Raw genomic sequence first — 20959 nt, 5'->3', positions numbered from 1 at the left:
ATCGGAGTCTCCACTATTTTTTTAGGATTATTTTAAATGTTTATTTGCCAGTTCTGTAATCTCTTTTCCGCCTGCTTTGTTCCACTCTTTCACGAATTTTTCGAAATCAGAGATTGGACGTTTGCCAGTAATGATGTCCGTTGTATATTCCAAATATAGATTTTGCATAGCATCCCAATTAGCAACGTATTCTTCCGGGATAATGAAGCTATTATCCTCTTCATAAAACTCTTCTGCTGATTGAAGTGATTTTTCTGCGGATTCACTTAATAATGGTGTTGCTTCATCTACTGGAGTAGCTGGTGTATAATCAGCCGGCTCCCAGAATCTTGCGAACCATTCACTGTAATATTTATCAGTAAGCTGAAGCTTTCCATCCGCTTCTTTATAGTGCTCGCCTTCAAATCCAAATCGGTCAATCATTTGTCCCTCAGGGCTTGCCATATAATCCAGAATCTTAAACACAAGGTCTTTATTCTCAGAATTTGCAGAGATGGCAATACCTCTTGATTCTTTCGTAACATCTGTAGCACCAAAGCCTTGATACTCACCCTTTGCAGGCGGCAGTGTGACTAATGACGCTTCTTCTCCGCTCACTTGAACCATTTTGCCTTCATAAATATCAATTACTTTTCCAGCTGTACCAGGGATAATCGCTGCATCTCCATCAAAAAATGCTTTTTCCTTTGTATCCCATTGCTTTGTTAAATATTGAGGGTCCAATAGACCTTCTTTATATAACTTGTTATAGAACTCCAGCTTTTCTTTTTGCTGCTTTGAAACTCTAGAGAATTCATAAGATCCATCTTCTTTTTGCAGCCATGTCTTATTGATCCCAAAAGCCATATCAAACATATAGTCGATTTCTGCTATGTCGCCGGCAACCGTAATGGCATATTTCGGTTTATCACTGCCAGGCTTCTTGTCAACTAACTCTTTAAAAAATGCATAATAATTGTCCACAGTTGGATTTTCCATTAGTGCTTTAGAAGTCTCCATTTTGTTAAACCAGTCTCCTCTAATGACAGGAACTTTAGGAGCAAGCGGTTTAATCCAAAGCAGGTATGGATAATTTTCCAACCTCTTTTCGTTAAATGGCTGGATAATATCTTTTAGGTATTTTGATTCCTTGATGTATGGTCTTAAATCTTCTAACAAGCCTTGATCAGCCATGGCTTGATCTCCGCCTTGAAAGTAAATCATGTCAGGTATATCTCCGCTGTTGAGCAGCAAGTTTAACTTCTCAGCATAATTACCTTGCGGGAGGTCGACTAATTCAAAATTCACTTTAATATTTTCATCTTCAAGGAGACCCTTTTCAATCGCATCATAATACTTTTCTGATACAGGGTTAGAGCTGTTATCATCCTTCATTACAACACGGATTGTTGTACTCCCATCTTTATCTTTTTTACCTCCCTTACCTGCATCTTCTTTGTTCGTACAAGCTGCCAGTAAACCCAAAACCAAAATGAGGCTTAGCATGGCAATAAAAGATTTTCTCATCACTTTTCCCCCTTGAAAATTTTTCATATTCTAATTTGAATCGACTTACTCCCCCATAAGCAATCATCCTATTAGGAGTTTGATAGAGTAAAAATCCAGCTAGTATTCCACAAGATGTAACCGGTTACACATTTAGCTATAAAAAAGCTATTGCTTACAATCACCAATCAGATGAAATTGTTAAAACATTCATATCCCACTGTGTAACCGGTTACATATTATATTCCCTTTTAGGATAATTGAAAGTGGTTTTAAAGTCAACTACAAAATATTCAAACTATTTCGTGCCAATTAGAGCCAATCTTATTGAGATCCTTTTGATTTTGGCAAATGCCGAATTTAAGCTTGTGGACTACTGAATTTCTTGTATTTTGCTCCTGGTCTATAAATTCAATCAAACGTTTGATTGAATTTACGTTTTTTTCTTATTTCCCTTTTACGGGAAAATCAAAGTCCCCCATAATCCCAAAGAATAGGGGGAACCTTGCTGAGAATCAGTTATTTTTGATTTACGCGTTCTCTTGATTTCATTTAAGTCAAAACCTTAACTCATAAACCTTCCGCGGCCGCCCGCGCTGCCCAGGCTGTTCTTCACCCGTTACTTTTGCGAGACCGAGGCGCTCGAGCTCCGCCATAATTCTTCTCGAGTTGCGCTCAGTATTTTTGAGCCACCTGGAAACTTCCTGCGCAGTAACAATCTTCTTTTTGTAATGCCTTGAGAGGTAATCAATTTTGGATACGATTGCCGGATTGATTTTCGCTTCCTTAAATCGTTCTTCCCATTCCTCTCCCCATATTCGCTGCTGATAGGCAATCGCCTCTTTGCCGCTTTCTGAAAGGTGTTCCTTTATTTGCTTATTTTCATCAATGCTTATTACAGGGGAGGCCTTTTGGTCCCGTGCATATTGAAGGGCCAGCCTGACATTCTGCTCTGCATCATATGCCGTCAGTCCATAACCCACACCGATTCTTACCTTCAGCTTGCTGTGGGATTTCGCTTCTTCTATAAGAGAATACATGGAATCCTCCTGAAAGTGCATGTCCATTTCACCACGGGTTGTATAGATAAAAAATAGGCCATCCCCGATCTGCACAAACGAGCCCTGGACCTTCTCGGCATAATCAAGCAGGACCTGCTTCATTTCCAGCTCATGCCGCTTCATTTCATAGGTAAAATGCTGCTCATCCAGTGAATTTGCAGAATGAACGACTTCCATGCCCATAATCGCTATCTGCGAGCGCTTATACCAATTGGACTGGCCTCTTTCCCTTAAATAGCGGAGCACCAGTTTGATTGCGACAGGAGACTGCACCACCCGGTAACAGGGGATCCCCAGCGCCCTGAGCCGATCATGGACTTCCTGAACACATGTTAAGGCGACCTCCGTTTTTCCTTCCTCATAAAGCTTTTGATGAAAACGGATGATTTCCTCTGCCGGCTCGTATTCATGATAGGAAAAAGTATGAATGTTCAAATCTCCTAAAAAGTATGTGTTCTTAAGTATATCTAACTCGGATTCCTGAATGGTGTCCAAGCTTGCCTGCTGAAATCCGCCCTCCCTGATATGAGCTTCAAGGAGTGTGCCCAGAAGGCTGGAGCCATACAGAGGGGGAAATTGGGCATTTTCTTCCCCAATCAGCCCTTTAGAACGTGCGTAATAATAAGGGGCCTGTCCGGAGAAAAACCATAAATCGATTTCCGCCTTATGGTCCCTGATGATGTTTTCTGTTTCTTTTGTTTCCTTATAAACATATGGAGTCATTTCAAGCTCGCTGTATTCACGCGACAAGGCAAGAATGTGTCCAACGGAGTCTTCCGGCCCCACTACCCCAACGCGAATCTTCATTACTTTCCACCTGCTTCTATCTTTATCTGCTTGTTTCCATTTTTAAATAATGGGCCAAAATCTTTGTACCCATTTCCAGATCTTCAATCGCTGCAAATTCCTCAGGATGATGGCTGAGGCCATTTTTGCATGGTATGAATAAAAGCCCTGAAGGCCATTTGGCCGCCATATTCATGACATCATGGCCTGCTCCGCTTTCAAGCACCAATGCTTTATATCCTAACGATTCGCCTGAATGCTGCAATCTCCGCATCACTGCCTCATCCAGCTGAATGGATGGATTATGAACAAGCGTTTTTACTTCTATTTTAACACCAAAGGATTCTGAAAGCTGATCACATTTCTCACGGATAAGCTTCTCCATTTCTTTTTTCAGTGAATCGTCCACACTGCGGATATCGATTCCAAGCTCAACCGTTCCTGGAATCACATTCATGGAGTTAGGCTTTAGTTCAAAGGTGCTTGCAGTTGCCACAATCGGCACGGAACTTGAATCCGATAAAGCAAGAGCTTTCTCGGATATAAACGAAACGAGAGGTGCCGCCGCGACAAAGGCATCCTTTCGTTTGCCCATCGGGGTCGTCCCTGTGTGCCCCATTTGACCATTGATAATGACCTTTAAGCGAATTGGACAGGCAACTGCCGTAACTGCTCCAAAGTCTGCACCAGCATCCTCCACCCTCGTTCCCTGCTCAATGTGAAGCTCAATAAAACTTTTTAAATCAGATTCAGTCCGTTCAGCTGCGTCTATGACATTCCATGAAAGCCCTATGTACTCGATTGCCTGGCGGATGGTAATACCATTCTCATCTGATACATCTTCCACTTCTTTTTTATTAAGAAGTCCGCTCATAGCCTTGCTGCCGATGGTGGATACGCCGAAGCGGGCTGATTCTTCAGAAGCAAAGCAAATGACCTCTATTGGGGCAGCAGGCTGAAACCCTTCATCCTTTAAAGACTTCACGGCTGCCAGACCGCAAAGGACACCAGCCACTCCATCATATCCCCCTCCGCCTTTCACCGTATCCACATGAGAGCCTACAGCAACTGCAGGTGAAGAATCTTCGGTTTCCCAGCGGGCAATCGCATTTCCCGCTTCATCTCTTCGAACCTTGAGCCCCATATCCTCTGCAAGGGAAACAAATACATCAATGGACATCCATTCTTCTTCCGTGTAGCCTAGTCTGCAGAACCCATCAGTCTGGTTCATGCTGTCAGTTAAGTTCAATGCTTTCAGGTGCTTATCCAGCCATTCTTTCATTTTCCTTACTCCTCCTCGAATATCATGAAGAAAATGAGGCAGATTGCTCTGCCTCATCAGTCCCTTAATGTAATTTTTTTAAAGCTTCAAACAGCAGCTTGACGGCATTCAACATCGTGTCTTCCTTAATATCAAACTTTTCATTATGATGGCCAGCTGCCAGTTCTGTCCCGAAAATGCAGTAAGTGGCCTGCCCTCCAGATTGCTGAACACGCTCTATAAAAAAGGTTGCGTCCTCAGAGCCTGCCGGTGAACCGTCTTCAAGAATGCTTTCTTTTAAATAGTCAGCTTCTTGTGCACATGAATGCAGGACACTGGCCAGCTCTTTTGATCCTTGAGCGCTAATGGCTTCGCCCACAGTCTGAATCTCGTACACTACTCCATACATTTGGGCAGATCCTGCGATAACAGCTTCAGCCTGGGCTTTGACATATTCGTTAATTTTTGTCGTTTCCCCGCGTGTTTCAATTTTCAGCACCGCTTTATCTGCGATAATATTGCGGCCTGAGCCTGCATGCAATTCACCCACATTAATGCGGGTTGCCCCTTCTGAATGGCGCGGAATAGCATAAATATTTAAAGCGGCAGAAGCAGCTGCCAGCAGGGCATTTTTCCCTTCTTCCGGATTTCCGCCTGCGTGGGATGAAACTCCTTTAAACGTTACATCAAGCTTTGACGTGGCTAAAAATCCGTTTTTTGATGCCACAAACTGCCCATCTGGAACTCCTGTGCCGACATGTGAGGCAATTAAATAATCCACATCATCAACAACTCCTGCTTCGGCCATTGAACGAGCCCCGCGGGTGCCTTCCTCGGCGGGCTGAAAAATCAGTTTGATTTTCCCCTTTAGGCTCTCTTTATGTTCAGCAATTAAGCTTGCCAGCCCAAGCCCGATCGCTGTATGGGCATCATGTCCACAGGCGTGCATGGTGTTTGGAACTGAAGAGCTGAATCCTTCTTTTTGAGGAAAATGGCTGTCTTCCTCTGATTCAAGGATCGGCAATGCATCCATATCCACACGGAAGGCGATGGTCGGGCCTTCCTTTTTCGTATCCATCGTCGCGACAATACCGGTGTATCCCTCTTTGAAGGGTTCAATATACTCTTTTTTTGCCCCATTTTCAAGAGCCCATTGGTAGTGTGCTGCTGTTTCCTCTTGGTTCGGCTTACCCATAACATAATCAGCGGACATTACCTGCCTGCCCATTTTAAGCCCGAAGCCAAGTTCATCCAGGATTGATGCGACAATGGAGGCTGTGCGCATTTCCAGGAATCCTCCTTCCGGGTAACGGTGAAAATCGCGCCTCCACTTTTTTAGTTGATTTTCAAGATTACTCACTACTTAATCACATCCTATTTTTATAGATACGGGCCGATTCCCGGACCAAACGGAATTCCAAGGAAGACGAACACTAAAATCATAATGATCCAAGTGATCAGGAACGTAACCGAGTACGGCAGCATTAAAGAAATGAATGTTCCAATTCCCGCTTTTTTGTCATATTTCTGCATAAACGCCAGGGCAATAACCATATATGGCATCATTGGTGTCACGATATTGGTTGATGAATCTGCTACACGGTAAGCCACTTGCGTAAACGCAGGGTGATAGCCAAGCTGCATAAACATTGGCACAAACACAGGTGCTTCAAGCGCCCACTTAGCTGAACCTGAAGTGATCAGGAAGTTCAGGGAAGCTGTAAAAATGATGTAGCCGATAATTAGGCCAATTCCGGTAAATTCCACGTCTTTTAGGAATTCTGCTCCATTTACTGCTACCCAGGTTGCGATATTAGACCAGCTGAAGTAAGCGATAAATTGGGCGATTGCGAAGATTAAGACAATATAAGACGCCATATCCTTCATGGATTCAGCCATAAAATTGGCAACATCTTTACTGCTCTTAATATTTCCAACTGTTATTCCATAAACAGTACCGATAATGATGAAGAAGAAGAGAATAATTGGAATAATGCCATCCAGGAATGGAGATGGAACCAGACCGCCATCTTCATTGGTTAATGGGCTATTTGGTATAAGGATCGCTCCCACAATAAGGGCAATGTAGGCGAACCCGGCAATCGTTGCATTCCGCAATGCCTTGCCTGCATTAGGCGGATCTTCCTTAATTGCTTCTTTAACCTCATCGCCTTTGTATTCTCCAAGACGCGGTTCTATGAACTTCGTCGTGACTAGTCCCCCGACAATGGTTAAAACAAATACGGAAACAATATTAAAATACCAGTTATCAATTGGTGTAACGACAATATTTTCGTCAATAATCTTGGCAGCTTCTGTTGAAATCCCTGCCAACAGTGCGTCCGTTCCCGCAATGAGCAGGTTTGCTGTAAAACCGGCACCTGCGGATGCATACCCTGCAGCCAAACCGGCAATTGGATTCCGGCCGATTTTGTAGAAGACCATTGCGGCAAGCGGCGGAACCAGGACCATCGCAGCATCTGATGCAATATTCCCCATGATCCCGACAAACACAACGGTGTACGTGATTAATGCAGGAGGAGATTTTAAAATCGTCTTCTTAATGGCATAATCCAGCATGCCGACTTTCTCGGCAAGACCGATCCCGAGCATCATGGACAGAACCAGTCCAAGAGGCGCAAATCCGGTGAAGTTATCGAGCATGGAAGTCAGGATGAAATTCAGGCCTTCTGCAGATGCCAGGTTCTTAACCTCGAGCTCCTCTCCAGATCCCGGATGGACAACAGTAGCACCAAAGGCGCTAAATATGGCTGAAACGATAATAACAAGCACTGCGAGCCCGGCAAATAATATGAATGGATCCGGGAGCTTGTTGCCGACCTTTTCGACTCCATTAAGAAATCGCTGGGCAATCCCTGGTTTCGTGTTTTCTGATACCACTTTCTCTCCTTGCTTTTGTGTTTTCATATACTCCCCTCGCTTTTCTGTTTTTGGATTTGTTACTGGTAAATGAAGCTGCGTTTGTTTCCCATGCGGCGTCCTTGTTCGGACAGGTGTTTTGGATTTCTGCTTTCTGTGTCCGAAGCTGCTTCGAGTTCGGACACTTAACCCGGAATTTCCGCTTTTTCTGTCCGAAGCTGCTCCAGGTTCGGACTCTAAACCAGAGATTTTTGCTTTTTCTGTCCGAAGCTGCTCCAGGTTCGGACTCTAAACCAGAGATTTTTGCTTTTTCTGTCCGAAGTTGCTCCAGGTTCGTACTCTAAACCAGAGATTTTTGCTTTTTCTGTCCGAAGTTGCTCCAGGTTCGTACTCTTTACCCTGGATTTCCGCTTTTTCTGTCCGAAGCTGCTCCTAGTTCGGACTCACCTCGCTCCCGACCAAATGGAACCTACTTTAAAGTTGAAGGCTCAACTTCTGCAGGAATTGGACATGTGTACGGATTAGCTTCCTTAAACTTTTCGAATTCCTTTTTGATAGCTTCCAATTTCTCCTGGTCTGTCAGCAGTTTTATAGCGGTTAATGCCATAGCTTCTGCTGCCCGGAGCATTCCTTTATGGGCGTAGCTGCTGATGCCTTGAGCGGTCATCTGCCATGTATGCAGCGGTGTCCCCAGTGCTGATGTTGAGGCTGTCAGCTGTGCGGTTGGGACGACCCAGCTTACATCAGAGACATCAGTAGAGCCGGCAAGGACTTCTTTGGAAGGTTCATAGGCAGATATGGTTTCCGCCAGGTATTTTCCTTCAAACTCACTGCCGTCCCCTACATAGCCAAATCCTCTTAAAATATCTAAATAGCTTTCTTTCTCACCATCTGATAGGGTGGCCCAAAGTTTTTCGGCAAATGCCTTTTCCTCTTGGTTTGGTTTTTCAATGCCGGCTTCCTGAAGGCTTTGATAGAGTATTTTTTCAAGGCTGCGGTTTGGAATATAGTTGGAGCATGCCTTGTCAAACTCAATGGTAAGCTCTGTTTCTGTCATCAGAGCCGCTCCCTCCGCGATTTTGCAAACCCGTTTGTAGATTTCATCCACCTGCTGAACCTTTGGCGCCCGGATCAGATAAAGGACTTCGGCATCTGCCTGTACGACATTTGGCGAGATGCCCCCTGTGTTGGTGATGGCGTAATGCATTCTGGCTTCCGGCACGACATGCTCGCGAAGGTAATTCACACCTACGTTCATGAGCTCAACCGCATCAAGGGCACTTCTCCCCAGGTGAGGCGAGTTCGCTGCATGTGAGGATAAGCCTTTAAAACGAAAATAAACCTGATAGTTTGCAAGACTGGATAAGCTCATGATGCTGTTCCCTGGAGAGGGATGCCATGTTAAGGCAGCATCCACCCCTTCAAATACTCCTTCGCGGACCATGAAGGTTTTCCCGGAGCCGCCCTCTTCGCCAGGACAGCCAAAGAATTTAACAGTCCCAGGCATATTGTTTTCTTCTAAATATTTTTTTGCTGCACAGGCTGCTGCAAAAGCTCCTGTCCCCAGCAGGTTATGCCCGCAGCCATGACCGACATTCAGCTCGGTTGGCTCGAACGAAGTTTTGTTTGGCACCTGCCCCAATCCGGACAGAGCATCGAATTCACCAAGAAACCCAATAACAGGAGCTCCGCTTCCGTAAGAAGCTACAAAAGCGGTTTCAATATTTCCAGCATTCCGTTCCACCTGGAATCCTGCTTTTTCGCATTCAGATGCCAGGAATTCTGCTGATGCATACTCTTCAAATCTAGTTTCCGGATGATGGTAGATATACTCACTGATTTTTTCGAATTCTTCTTTGTTTTCAGACAAAAATAGTTTTGCAAAGTTCATGATTTCCTCCCTTAGTTCTTAATGGACGAACCGCCATTTAAGATGTGAATATAAGCATCGACCGCAGCCAGTAAAGCTTCTTCCTCAAAATCGAATTGAGGATGATGGTGTGGAAAATCCAGCTTCGTCCCAAACAGCATAAACGTAGCTTTGCCTCCATGCTTTTGAACCCGGTTCATCATAAAGCTGACGTCTTCCGATCCGGAGACAGGGACAGAAGGCAGCACTTCTTTCACAAGCTCGCTTGTTGCACACCATTTAGTAATTTTCGGAATCAGCTCTTCATCACAGACAACCACTTCTGTAACTCCAACTGCTTCGATTGTGCAGGACACATCATGCATATCTGCTGCAGCCTGAATAATCCGTGTCGCTTTTTCGGCCATATATTGAGCAATCTCAGGTGTCTCACCCCGCACTTCTATTTCCATATAGCTGTCTCCCGGTATGATGTTCCGGCCGCTCCCTGCAGTAAGCTTTCCTACATTTACCCTGGTGACGCCATCATGATGGCGCGGAATAGCGTAAAGGTTGTTAGCAGCTGTCGTTGCAGCCAATAAAGCATTTTTTCCGAGTTCCGGGTTGATGCCGGCATGTGAGGAAACTCCTTTAAAATAAGCATTGTATTTAGTCGAAGCCAAAAATCCCGGCGTTGTGGCAGCGATTGTCCCAACCGGCAGGGACTTAATGCCAATATGGCCTGAATAAAAATAATCAACATCATCAAGCCAGCCTTTGTCCGTCATCGCCCGAGCGCCCCGTCCACCTTCTTCAGCCGGCTGAAACAAAAGGGTAAAACGGCCCTTAAGATGATCACTATGGGAAGAGATATACTGAGCTACCCCAAGGCCGATGGCAGTATGTCCGTCATGGCCGCACGAATGCATCACATTCTCTTCTTTTGAGACAAAATCATATTGAGCTGGACGATGGGCACGATCTGCAGATTCGTGTATCGGCAGGGCGTCAATATCAAAGCGAAAACCAACATGATCCCCTGTTCTGCCAGTATCCCAGACTGCCACAAGTCCTGTATTGCCGCCGCGCATTTGAGCGAGCCAGGACTCTTCAACTCCCCATTCCCTCGCCTTTTTTTCTTGAGCCTCAAGATCAGCTTTTGCCGGAAGCCCCATACGGGAATTCTCTTCAAGGGCGTCTTTCCCTATATAAAGTTTGAAACCCATCTTTTCCAGTTCTTTTCCGATCCGGTATGTAGTGATATACTCCATGAACCCCAGTTCAGGCAAAGCATGCAAAGTGCGGCGCCATTTGATCAGCTGGGGAGATATTTCCTTTAAAAAGCTGCTGTCCATAAAGATCCCCCTTCTTGATTGTTATTTCGGACATTTTCCGTTTCAATACCTTAAATGTATTATACACATATTGTTAGAAAATTCAAAGTAAACATTTAATAATTAAACAAAAATCTTTGTATAAAAACACTTGAGCAAAAAAAAAAGCGAAATACCCAGCTATATAAATAGCTGGGTATTTCGCGTCCTAATGAACTTCCTAATTCCGCGCTCCCGTCATATCGTCTTTTTTAATCCCTAAACGTTTCATTTTCCGTATTAAATTTGCATGGTTGACACCCAGCTGAGCAGCAGCTGATCGAATGCTTTTGGAATTGTCCAATGCAGCGATAATTCTGTTTCTTTCGTACTCGTCCAGGGACTCCTTCAAGTTCTTAGGCTCTGGTTCTCTCTGTGTTAAATCGGCTTCACTTTCAACTGTATTAAAAGGATGGGCAAAATCCCAATTCTCCTTAATATTTTCTGGCAGATCGTTAGGTGTAATGAATAATGAAGTAGTCGACACGATTAAAAACTCCATTACATTTCGAAGCTCCCGGACATTTCCCGGCCAGGCGTATTTGGTTAAAATTTCAACCACTTCCGGCTGTATTTGTTTTTGGATTTTATATTGGAGGCAAAATTCACTTAAAAAGTGCTCAACCAGAGGTGAAATATCTTCCCTCCGTTCACTTAAAGGAGGAATTTCAAGATGAATGACATTGATTCTATACCATAAATCCTGACGGAACTTTTTCTCCAATACAAGTTGTCTCAGGTCCTGGTTAGTGGAACAGATCAATCGAAAAGAAAGCTCTCTTGGCTTTGTATCCCCAATACGCGTTACCGTCTTTTCCTGCAATACGCGCAATAATTTGACTTGCAGCGGCAACGGAATATCTCCAATTTCATCCAGTAAGATCGTTCCATTATTGGCTTGCTCAAAAAAGCCAGGCTTTCCTTCTCTCCGTGCCCCAGTAAAAGAGCCGCTTGCATAGCCGAACATTTCCGATTCGAATAATTCAGCCGGTATAGCACCACAGTTTACCTTGATAAATGTTTTTTTATCTGAAGAGCTCAATTGATGTATCATGCCCGCCAGTACTTCTTTGCCGGTGCCCGACGGCCCGGTTATTAATATATTCGTAGGAAAAGGAGCTACCTGCTTAATTTTTTCATAGAGCTTATGCATAGGGGGACTGGCGTATATTAAAGAAGCCTGCTCTTCCTCATTACTTGCTGTGAGTTTATCGGCATGACTTTCATTCAGCTGCTGAGCTTGTCGTAATTGTTTTTGCAGGTGATGCAGATAGGTTACATCCCTCACGCTGGTTACAATCATTTTTACTTCCTGGTCCTTGTCCAAAATAGGATTAGCAGTGACCACAAAATACTTTTGTTTCTTAATCAATTGAATGATAGTTGTTTTCTTTTTTGATTCCATTGCCATTAACGCAGCTGAACGATCAAAGTATTCATTCAAAACCAGGTCCTTGATGTTCTTCCCCACAACCTCTTCTCTCGCTATACCAGTCATGTCCTCATAGGATTTGTTTGCTTCTAATACAACTCCATTCCGATCGACAACGAATAAACCATCTGAAGAGAAATGGATAATAGACTTGAGGTTTTCATTTATTATCCGTAATTTTTCCAGCTCGTCGAACATTTGTCTATCTTCGCTATGCATATCGGCTGAACCCAACAGAACTCCCTCCTTATAAACAGTTGTCCTTTTAACACCATTATGGTTACAAATTGATACCACCCATTTCATTATACAATATAAAAACAGTTGATTTTCAAGAATATTCAGTTTGGCACGAATATTGCAAATAATATTAGCGAGTAACTTAAAAAGGAGTGATGTATATGGACATACATATGGCAAGACTTGATCTTCCGTCCCTCATCCATGCCGGAAGAGGGAGTATAAATCAGCTGCCTGAATTTGTCCTTTCCACCGGCGGAAGCAGAGTTTTTGTGCTGATGGATTCATTTTTAGCACGAGCACCCGTAAGTCTTGATGAAAAGGTAAGAGGCATTTTAAAGAAGGTGAATATTGAAAGCGTTATCTTTAGTTCCTTTTCGGGTGAACCGACAACTGAACATGTAAATGCCGCTCTGGAAATCATGAAGGATTTTAAAGCAGATTGTGTCGTTGGGATTGGCGGCGGCAGTGCGATGGATTTATCAAAAGCCGCATCCCTATTTGGAAAAAGCCAGGATCTTAGCTGGGCAGAAATTGTAAATAAACCGATCCTGGACCGTTATCCGCTCCTGTTAGTCCCAACAACAGCTGGCACTGGTTCAGAGGCTACAAAGGTTATGGTTATTACGAATACGGACTCAAACCTCAAAATGAATCCAGGCCATAAGGATTTAATTCCTGACGCAGCTATCCTCGATCCAGAATTAACTTTGAGCTTGCCAAAGGCATTCACTGCCTATACCGGACTTGATGCTTTAACACATGCAATAGAAGCGTATGTTTCCACAAGGGCTACAAGAATGACAGACTTTTTTGCATTAGAAGCCATACGAATGATTGGAAAATCACTCCCTATTATTTATGAAAACGGAGAGAACCTGGAAGAAAGAGAAAATATGAGTATAGCAAGCTGCTATGCGGGAATTGCCTTCTCCAATGCATCAACAAATTTGGCTCATGCGGCAGGAAGGTCACTGGGAGCCCGGTTCCATATCCCGCATGGCCTGAGTGTAGCTCTGCTGCTGCCATTTGTAATGGAGTTCAGTCTGGACTCTGCAGAACAGCGCTATGCTGAAGTGGCTGTTGCTCTGGGAGCTTCCCCTTCATTAAGCCAAAAAGAATTGGCGGAACAATCTATCCATCTGATTTATGAGTACAATACTAAATTTAATATATGGACTGATGGCCAAAAATTTATCAATCTCGAGGATTTGAAAAAAGAAATTTCTGCTTTATCTAGAGATGCCTTGTCAGGGAACGGGATTTTGACCAATCGAAAAGTCCCTTCTTATGAAGAGCTGATAAAGGTATTTGAGAAGTTGGCCAACAAATTATCTTATGTGTACAGCTGATTTTATCGAGTAATTCCCTGTTAATTTCGGTACCTGGCAAATTATAAATATACTAAATCAATTTGGGAGGAATACAAATGTCAAAAGTTGAAACTAAAAAGGTGATTAATACAAAACTAAAAATGACACCAAGTGAAGCGATTGTTGAAACATTGGTTAAAGAAGGCATTACACACATTTCAGGTATTTTAGGATCTGCTTTCATGGATATGTTAGACCTATTGCCGGCTGCAGGCATCAGGTTCATTGGTGTGCGGCATGAACAAAGTGCGGCACATATGGAAGACGGATACTGCCGGGTGTCAGGAAAAGCAGGAGTAGTGATCGGCCAAAATGGACCGGGAATCACAAATATGGTGACATCCGTTGCCGCTGCCAATCAGGCTCATACTCCTATGGTCGTCATCTCTCCTTCTGCTGGTACTCCAACAGTCGGCTGGGATGGCTTTCAGGAGTGTGATCAGGTATCGGTTTTCAAAGCTGTTACCAAAGAAACAGTCCGGGTTACTCACCCAAGCCGGGTGGCAGATTGTCTCCGGACGGCATTCAGAATTGCCTATGCAGAACGCGGACCTGTTTTATTTGATATTCCACGTGACTACTTTTACGGTGAAATTGAAGATTATATTTTGGAACCGCATCAATACCGTGTCGATGCCCGCGGCTGCGGCTCCGCTGAATCACTGGATAAAGCGGCTGAATTATTGGCAAATGCAGAATATCCAGTCATTATATCCGGACGCGGCACAGTAGACTCAGATGGCATTGAAGAGGTAAAGGCCATCGCTGAGCACTTGACCATCCCGGCAGCTGTATCCTATATGCACAATGATGCATTCCCTGCTGATCATCCTCTTGCTGTCGGGCCGATTGGCTATATGGGTTCAAAGGCCGCTATGCACACACTCAAAAAAGCCGATGTTGTTCTGGCAATCGGGACTAGATTATCCGTCTTTGGAACACTTCCTTGCTATGATATTGACTACTTCCCAAAGAATGCTAAAATCATCCAGATTGATATTAATCCAAGAAATTTAGCCAGAACGCATCCTATTGAAGTAGGCATTATCGGCGATGCTCGCGAAGCAAGCAAGGAGCTTTTAAAGCGGATTAAGAATCTAGCTCCAAATGCCAGCAAGAATAAGCAAAGATTAGCAGAAGCAGCAGAACTAAAGCAGCAATGGGAAAAAGAGCTTGTCGACCTTGCCATGGTTGAAGGCTCACCAATTAACCCGCGCCGGGCATTATTGGAGTTAACTAAGGTGCTTCCAGAAAACACTATTGTTACAACTGACATTGGTAATGTTTCCTCAACCGCAAATGCTTATTTAAAATTTAATAAACCTAGAAAACATATAGCTGCCCTTACCTTCGGAAATACTGGGTTCGCTTATCCTACGGCATTAGGAGCAAAACTGGCTAACCCGGATTGTCCTGTAGTAGCTATAGTCGGAGATGGTGCTTGGGGAATGAGTTTACATGAGGTAAGTACAGCAGTGGAAGAGAACATTCCTGTCGTGGCATGTGTCTTTAATAATGGAGCATGGTGCGCAGAAAAGAAAAACCAGGTTGATTTTTATAACAATCGTTTTGTAGGTGCAGATATCCAAAACCCTGATTTTGCAGAAGTAGCCAAGTCAATGGGAGCTGCCGGCGTACGGGTCGAGCGTCCGGAGGATGTCGGGCCGGCCATCCAGAAGGCCATCCAATCAAATATGCCGACTGTTCTTGATATTCAGGTGGACGGTACCCAGCTTGCTCCACCATTCAGGAAGGATGCATTGAAAATGCCAACCCGTCTATTGCCAAAATATGCTCACCTTGACTATAGAAATTGGTAAGCAGACATGCTTAAATAAATACATGATCGAAATGGGCCAGGACTATATCTCCTTCCCGTTTCGACCATGTTCCACTGTATTTTATCTGAATATTCAATAAATTATCTATAAATCCTTTTTGCATAATGGTTCATCAGCTTCATTTGTTTTAGAGTGAATTGTAAGCTTTACCATGGGGAGTGATTGAATGAAGGCGAAACAGCACTCTATTATTGTCGCCCTGGCTGCTTTGATTTTTTTGGGGTTCGTTTTAATAGGGAAAAATGCATTAAACCCTGAGGCAAGGGCTGAGCAGCAGGGCGTAATTACTTTAAGGCTTGCTCAATCGAAAGCAGGAAACCATCCTGTATCTAAAGGAATCGATAAATTTGCTGAACTGGTAAAAGAAAAGTCAAACGGAGAATTAGAAGTTGAAACCTTCCATGACTCCCTCCTTGGCAGTGACAGAGAAGTGATTGAAAGCGCCCAGCGAGGCAGTCTTGAAATGGCCAGCTCATCGACGCCAAATATGACTAGTTTTACAAACTATTTTACAGCGTGGGATCTTCCTTATATTTTTGAAAACAAGGAAGAAGTGTATAAAGCAGTAGATGGGAAACCTGGTGAAATTATCCGTGAAGAGCTGGAACACTCCGGATTTAAGGTCATATTCTTTCCCGATTATGGATTTCGGCAGGTTGTGAATAATGTCAAGCCCATCACTCTTCCAGAGGATTTGGAAGGCCTAAAAATACGGACAACCAACTCCAAAATAGAACAAGCTGATTTCAAGGAATTTGGAGCAAGCCCGACACCTGTTGCCTGGTCAGAAGTTTTCACCGCATTGCAGCAAGGCACTGTTGAAGGTGAAGGAAACAGCTACTCTTTATTATGGGATTCTAAGCATCAGGAAGTTCTAAAATACGCGACAGAGGTTAATTACAACTACAGCTCTGATATTGTCGTAATGAATAAGGAGTTATTTGATGGGCTGTCAGAACAGCACCAGAACATTATTATGGAAGCCGGAAAGGAAGCGACCATTTGGCAGCGTGATCTAGCGAATGAAAGAGAGGATGAAGCAAAGCAGCAGTTCCTTGATTATGGCATTGAAATCTATGAACCTTCTCCCGAGGAAATGAAGATCTGGAAACAATCTGTTCAAAATGTATGGGATGAATTTGTGAAAGAAGGTGCTGCAGACCCAGAGTATGTGGAAACCATTTTAAAGACTCTTGGAAAAACAAAAGAAGAAATCTTTAAATGACCGTTATTCTGCATCTGGCAATCCCCCATTTTTGGGATAAGGAGTTGAAGTTATGAATCAAAGTTTACCGACTGTGAACAGTACGGAGAAGCAGCAGCCGCCAATCCTGCACAGCAATAGCCGGTTTATCAAGTTAATCAAACTCATTGATGCCCGTTTTGAAGAAATATTAATTGTCGCAGGCTTTTTGCTGTTTATCTTATTAATCAATCTTCAGGTTATCAACCGCTATGTCCTCCCGTTTATTGAAATTGCAAACATAACAACCTGGACAGAGGAAACTTCCCGGTATTTATTCATTTTTGTATCATTCCTGGGTGCCAGTCTTGCGATTAAAAAAAGGGATTCTATCCAGGTGACTGCCGTTGTTGAACGTTTTCCAGCCGGACTGCAAAAGTCGATTCAACTGGCCAATTCGATCTTTATGCTTCATTTCAGTTATATGATGGTAACAAATGGGTTTAACCTGATATCATTTCAATTTGAAACAGCGCAAACAACTCCAGCCCTTTCCATCCCGATGGCCATTCCATATAGCGCTGTGCCAATAGGCTTTCTGTTAATCGCTTTCCGTCTAATCCAAAACCTTCTTCATGACGCAAAGGATATGGAAATCAGGGACGGAATCATCGGTGCGGCGATTGCCTTGTTCATGATCCTTCCCGTTCTATTTATGCAGGAAACCAGCATCGCTCTATTATTATTTGGATACTTTGTATTATTTATTGTGATCGGGATGCCGATTGCCTTTGCTTTAGGGATCAGCACCTTGACTACCGTCCTTGCAACCAATGCCATCCCGATTGATTTTTTCCCGCAGACAGCATTCACCAGCATAGACAATTTCCCAATTATGGCTGTTCCTTTTTTCATCGCAGCCGGAATTATAATGGGCGGCGGGAATATCATCAAGAAATTACTAAAGCTCTCAGATGAATTATTAGGGTTTCTTCCCGGCGGATTAGCACTGGTTGCTATTGTCACAAGTATGTTCTTTTCTGCCATAAGCGGATCCGGTCCAGCAACGGTAGCTGCGATTGGCACTTTATTAATTCCGGCCATGATTAAACAGGGATACTCACCGGGGTTCGCAACAGCAGTTGTTGCAGCAGCCGGAACCATTGGGGTCATTATCCCTCCAAGTAACCCGCTTGTCATTTATGGAGTCGTTTCTCAAGAGTCAATCTCCAAGTTATTTATTGCAGGGATCTTTCCAGGGATTCTCACCGGGTTTGCGCTAATCATTGTTACATTTTTCATATCAAAAAAGAATGGATGGCAGAGCGATAAAACAAGCTTCAGCCTCAAGAACACACTCGCTGCCGCATGGGATGCAAAACTTGCCCTTCTGGTTCCCATCTTTATTTTAGGGGGAATTTATGGAGGCTTCATGACTCCGACAGAAGCTGCGGCTGTTGCGGCTGCATACGGAATTATCATTGGCATGTTTGTGTATAAAGATATGAACTTAAAAGGCCTTTATCACAATCTTGCAAAGGCCGGGATCACATCTGCTGTTATCATTCTGTTAATTGTCATGGCCAGCATATTCGGCCGCTTGATTACCTTGGAGAAGGTAGCAGAAACCGTCGCCAATTTTGTCTTGTCGATCAGTGACAATAAATGGGTCATTCTCCTCCTCCTCAATGCCTTGCTATTGCTTGTCGGACTAGTCATGGAGGCCTTGGCAGCAATCGTTATCCTCACACCAATCTTACTGCCTATGGCCATAGCAGTCGGAGTGGATCCCGTGCACTTTGGCTTGATTATGATCTTTAACCTTGCAATCGGATTTATCACTCCGCCTGTAGGAGTTAACTTATTTGTAGCCTCAGGGGTAGCCAAACTAAAGATCGAGGAAGTCATCAAAGGGGTTCGGATGTTACTGGTTACCATGATAGCCGTACTGCTCCTGGTTACCTATATTCCAGACATCAGCCTATGGCTCACCGGATTTATGAAGTAAACTTCATTTCTTTTGGATGTGGCCTGCTCATTTTAATAATCTGAGCCCTAATATACCTCACCCCTTTTGTATCTAAAAGGGGTGCTCTTTTTAGGCAGAGGTTATCACAACGCCGTTAGAATATGGTTTCTCAAAAGGTATTCATAAAATATTTACAAGTGCACTACTTAAGATAGAATAACGCAGGATACTCACATTAGGCAGATGGCTGTTATAAACCTTCTTCCTAATGTGAGTATCATTGTGACGAGGATCAATCAAGTAGAATAAATGACTGTTTTTAATATCCCCGCTATTTAAACAGCAATTTTTACTCCTGCACCAGCACAGCTATCCATGATTACTTCCCGCCCGTAAACGAGATTCCTTTGATAAAGTAGCGATTAAAGAATGCATACAGAAGCAGAACTGGAAGCGTAAAGACCATGGACGCTGCCATAATATAGTTCCAGTAGCTGACAAACTGTCCTTTAAACGTATTCAGCCCCAAAGGAAGAGTATACATTTCTGTATCGGTCATGACGATCAGCGGTCTCATAAAGTCATTCCAGAAGCCCATGAAAACAAAGATTGCCTGGGCAGCCAGAGCCGGTTTGGCAAGAGGCAGCACTACCTTAAAAAAGATCCCCAGTCGGCTGAGCCCATCAAGCTGTGCAGCTTCCTCCAATTCCTTCGGGAAATTGATAAAGAATTGCCTCATCATGAAGATAAAGGTCGCATTAATCATCGCCGGTACGATCATTCCCTGATAAGAGTTCAGCCAGCCCAATTCTTTCAGGATTAAATAGTTGGGAATCATAGTCACCTGCGCCGGGATCATTAACACGGCCAGAATAATGATAAACAGGGCCTTTTTACCGGGAAAAGAAAGTCTTGCAAGGGCATAGCCTGCCATAGAGTTAAAAATGATATTTAAGAGTGTCCCGATTACCGCGATGATAAGGGAATTCAAAAGCCAGCGGGGGAACAAATCCTGCTCCACAAATATTTGCTGATAGTTTGCGAGAGTGAAGTTTTTCGGAATAAAGTTCATAGTTCCGCTAATAATTTCTTCCAATGTCTTAAATGAGGATGACAGGGCCCACAAGAACGGAACAAGTGTGGTGACAGCATATAGAACAAGAATGACGTAAAGAAGAGGCTTGCCGAATGATTTTTTCCTGGAATTCATGTCCGTTCCCCCTTAATAAAGTGATTCTTCTTTCGAAAATTTGCGCTGGATCAGCGTGGCAAGCAGGATAATGATGGCCAGTGCAAAAGCCAGTGCAGCTGCATATCCCATTGTTCCCAGTGACTTGAATGCATATTGATAGATTAATAGAACGACTGTCAGGGTTGAGTTATTTGGCCCTCCGGAACCGCCGGAGAAGATATACGATTGATCAAACAGCTGGAAGGTTCCAATTAACCCCATGATGACAACAAACGAGGTAACCGGACGCAGGAACGGAACTGTTACATAAAAGAACTTCTGAAGGGCATTGGCCCCATCAAGCTCTGCTGCTTCATATAAAGAATCGGGAATATCCTGAAGAGCTGCGAGATAAATCACCATAAAGAATGGCGCCGTTGCCCAAATATTCATCAGCATGATTGCATTTAATGCGATATCAGGATCTCCTAAAAAGTTATACCCGGGAAGTCCGATCATTTCCAGAAGGTTGTTGATCAGACCTTCTTTGTTATACATCCACATGAAAATTAACGTTAAAACGGCAGAAGAAGTTAACGTCGGCAAAAAGTAAACAATCCGGAAGAACTTCTCCCCTTTTAAGCCGGCATTTAGCGTTGCCGCCAATATCAGAGCTAAAATCGTCTGGCATGGCACAACAATCAGCACATATTTCGCCGTATTTTTTAATGCAATAAGAGCCCTGTTGTCTTCCATAATTCTGGCAAAGTTTTCAAACGCCACAAATTCAAAGCTGGTTTCGCCAAGAAGCTGAACTTTGTTGAATGATAGGAAAATAGCATAAAGAATAGGCCCAATGATAAATAGGGCTAACACAAATAGTGTTGGAGACATAAACAAATACCCTTGCCCGGCATCTCGTAATTTTTTCTTAGAAGATCGTTTGTTCATGAGTATTCCTACCTTCTATCTGTTTGGATAATACTTTCCTTAACGGACGGTATTGGCACAGATCCGAAAAGAAAGCTGCAGCATCCCATTATGAATGTACCTGA

The 20959-nt window shown here is 43.6% G+C and carries 14 protein-coding genes; 4 read left to right on the top strand and 10 right to left on the bottom strand.

The window, feature by feature from the left end:
* Positions 1 to 27: 27 nt before the first annotated feature.
* From AC6CHU_RS11845 to AC6CHU_RS11810, 8 genes are all read right to left on the bottom strand, one after another.
* Positions 28 to 1506 (bottom strand): extracellular solute-binding protein, encoded by a 1479-nt coding sequence (locus AC6CHU_RS11845; RefSeq protein ID WP_159863131.1) that lies wholly within the window; start codon positions 1504 to 1506, stop codon positions 28 to 30.
* A 536-nt stretch (positions 1507 to 2042) separates the two neighbouring features.
* A complete protein-coding gene (locus AC6CHU_RS11840) occupies positions 2043 to 3353 on the bottom strand; it encodes a hypothetical protein (protein WP_498121759.1) in 1311 nt (436 codons plus the stop codon).
* Between the two features lie 22 nt (positions 3354 to 3375).
* Complete coding sequence (locus AC6CHU_RS11835; protein WP_159863133.1) at positions 3376 to 4614, bottom strand: M20 family metallo-hydrolase; 1239 nt, start codon at positions 4612 to 4614, stop codon at positions 3376 to 3378.
* A gap of 64 nt (positions 4615 to 4678) precedes the next feature.
* Positions 4679 to 5953 carry a M20 family metallo-hydrolase gene (locus AC6CHU_RS11830; RefSeq protein ID WP_159863134.1) on the bottom strand — a complete coding sequence of 425 codons (1275 nt, stop codon included), beginning with the start codon at positions 5951 to 5953 and terminating at the stop codon, positions 4679 to 4681.
* Between the two features lie 20 nt (positions 5954 to 5973).
* Positions 5974 to 7521 carry an AbgT family transporter gene (locus AC6CHU_RS11825; protein WP_498121756.1) on the bottom strand — a complete coding sequence of 516 codons (1548 nt, stop codon included), beginning with the start codon at positions 7519 to 7521 and terminating at the stop codon, positions 5974 to 5976.
* 421 nt (positions 7522 to 7942) lie between these two features.
* Entirely contained in the window at positions 7943 to 9364 is a 1422-nt protein-coding gene (locus AC6CHU_RS11820; protein ID WP_498121754.1) for a M20 family metallopeptidase, read from the bottom strand.
* An 11-nt stretch (positions 9365 to 9375) separates the two neighbouring features.
* Complete coding sequence (locus AC6CHU_RS11815) at positions 9376 to 10677, bottom strand: amidohydrolase (RefSeq protein WP_498121752.1); 1302 nt, start codon at positions 10675 to 10677, stop codon at positions 9376 to 9378.
* A gap of 199 nt (positions 10678 to 10876) precedes the next feature.
* Positions 10877 to 12361, bottom strand: a complete 1485-nt coding sequence (locus AC6CHU_RS11810) for a sigma-54 interaction domain-containing protein (protein WP_251283375.1) — start codon at positions 12359 to 12361, stop codon at positions 10877 to 10879.
* 167 nt (positions 12362 to 12528) lie between these two features.
* On the opposite strand from AC6CHU_RS11810, the gene AC6CHU_RS11805 reads away from it, so the two are divergent.
* From AC6CHU_RS11805 to AC6CHU_RS11790, 4 genes are all read left to right on the top strand, one after another.
* The gene (locus AC6CHU_RS11805; protein WP_236566161.1) at positions 12529 to 13719 is read left to right on the top strand and encodes an iron-containing alcohol dehydrogenase; all 1191 of its coding nucleotides are present in this window, start codon (positions 12529 to 12531) and stop codon (positions 13717 to 13719) included.
* A gap of 77 nt (positions 13720 to 13796) precedes the next feature.
* Entirely contained in the window at positions 13797 to 15560 is a 1764-nt protein-coding gene (xsc, locus tag AC6CHU_RS11800; protein WP_498121749.1) for a sulfoacetaldehyde acetyltransferase, read from the top strand.
* Between the two features lie 187 nt (positions 15561 to 15747).
* Positions 15748 to 16806, top strand: a complete 1059-nt coding sequence (locus tag AC6CHU_RS11795) for a TRAP transporter substrate-binding protein (RefSeq protein ID WP_251283378.1) — start codon at positions 15748 to 15750, stop codon at positions 16804 to 16806.
* Positions 16807 to 16858: 52 nt separating this feature from the next.
* Entirely contained in the window at positions 16859 to 18772 is a 1914-nt protein-coding gene (locus tag AC6CHU_RS11790) for a TRAP transporter large permease (protein WP_159863141.1), read from the top strand.
* Between the two features lie 340 nt (positions 18773 to 19112).
* On the opposite strand, the gene AC6CHU_RS11785 is transcribed toward AC6CHU_RS11790, so the two are convergent.
* Together AC6CHU_RS11785 and AC6CHU_RS11780 are read right to left on the bottom strand one after the other, a co-directional pair.
* Positions 19113 to 19943: a carbohydrate ABC transporter permease gene (locus AC6CHU_RS11785; protein ID WP_498121746.1), complete on the bottom strand. Its 831-nt coding sequence runs from the start codon at positions 19941 to 19943 to the stop codon at positions 19113 to 19115.
* A 12-nt stretch (positions 19944 to 19955) separates the two neighbouring features.
* Positions 19956 to 20855 carry a carbohydrate ABC transporter permease gene (locus AC6CHU_RS11780; protein ID WP_159863143.1) on the bottom strand — a complete coding sequence of 300 codons (900 nt, stop codon included), beginning with the start codon at positions 20853 to 20855 and terminating at the stop codon, positions 19956 to 19958.
* Between the last annotated feature and the right edge of the window lie 104 nt (positions 20856 to 20959).

Source organism: Cytobacillus sp. GQ23, assembly GCF_059758675.1.
This window is presented reverse-complemented; position numbering and strand designations above follow the sequence as displayed.

What these genes read in the sequence shown, in the direction of transcription:
- AC6CHU_RS11845 (WP_159863131.1), bottom strand. Translation starts at nt 1,506, where the DNA reads ATGAGAAAATCTTTTATTGCCATGCTAAGCCTCATTTTGGTTTTGGGT.
- AC6CHU_RS11840 (WP_498121759.1), bottom strand. Translation starts at nt 3,353, where the DNA reads ATGAAGATTCGCGTTGGGGTAGTGGGGCCGGAAGACTCCGTTGGACAC.
- AC6CHU_RS11835 (WP_159863133.1), bottom strand. Translation starts at nt 4,614, where the DNA reads ATGAAAGAATGGCTGGATAAGCACCTGAAAGCATTGAACTTAACTGAC.
- AC6CHU_RS11825 (WP_498121756.1), bottom strand. Translation starts at nt 7,521, where the DNA reads ATGAAAACACAAAAGCAAGGAGAGAAAGTGGTATCAGAAAACACGAAA.
- AC6CHU_RS11820 (WP_498121754.1), bottom strand. Translation starts at nt 9,364, where the DNA reads ATGAACTTTGCAAAACTATTTTTGTCTGAAAACAAAGAAGAATTCGAA.
- AC6CHU_RS11815 (WP_498121752.1), bottom strand. Translation starts at nt 10,677, where the DNA reads ATGGACAGCAGCTTTTTAAAGGAAATATCTCCCCAGCTGATCAAATGG.
- AC6CHU_RS11805 (WP_236566161.1), top strand. Translation starts at nt 12,529, where the DNA reads ATGGACATACATATGGCAAGACTTGATCTTCCGTCCCTCATCCATGCC.
- xsc (WP_498121749.1), top strand. Translation starts at nt 13,797, where the DNA reads ATGTCAAAAGTTGAAACTAAAAAGGTGATTAATACAAAACTAAAAATG.
- AC6CHU_RS11795 (WP_251283378.1), top strand. Translation starts at nt 15,748, where the DNA reads ATGAAGGCGAAACAGCACTCTATTATTGTCGCCCTGGCTGCTTTGATT.
- AC6CHU_RS11790 (WP_159863141.1), top strand. Translation starts at nt 16,859, where the DNA reads ATGAATCAAAGTTTACCGACTGTGAACAGTACGGAGAAGCAGCAGCCG.
- AC6CHU_RS11785 (WP_498121746.1), bottom strand. Translation starts at nt 19,943, where the DNA reads ATGAATTCCAGGAAAAAATCATTCGGCAAGCCTCTTCTTTACGTCATT.
- AC6CHU_RS11780 (WP_159863143.1), bottom strand. Translation starts at nt 20,855, where the DNA reads ATGAACAAACGATCTTCTAAGAAAAAATTACGAGATGCCGGGCAAGGG.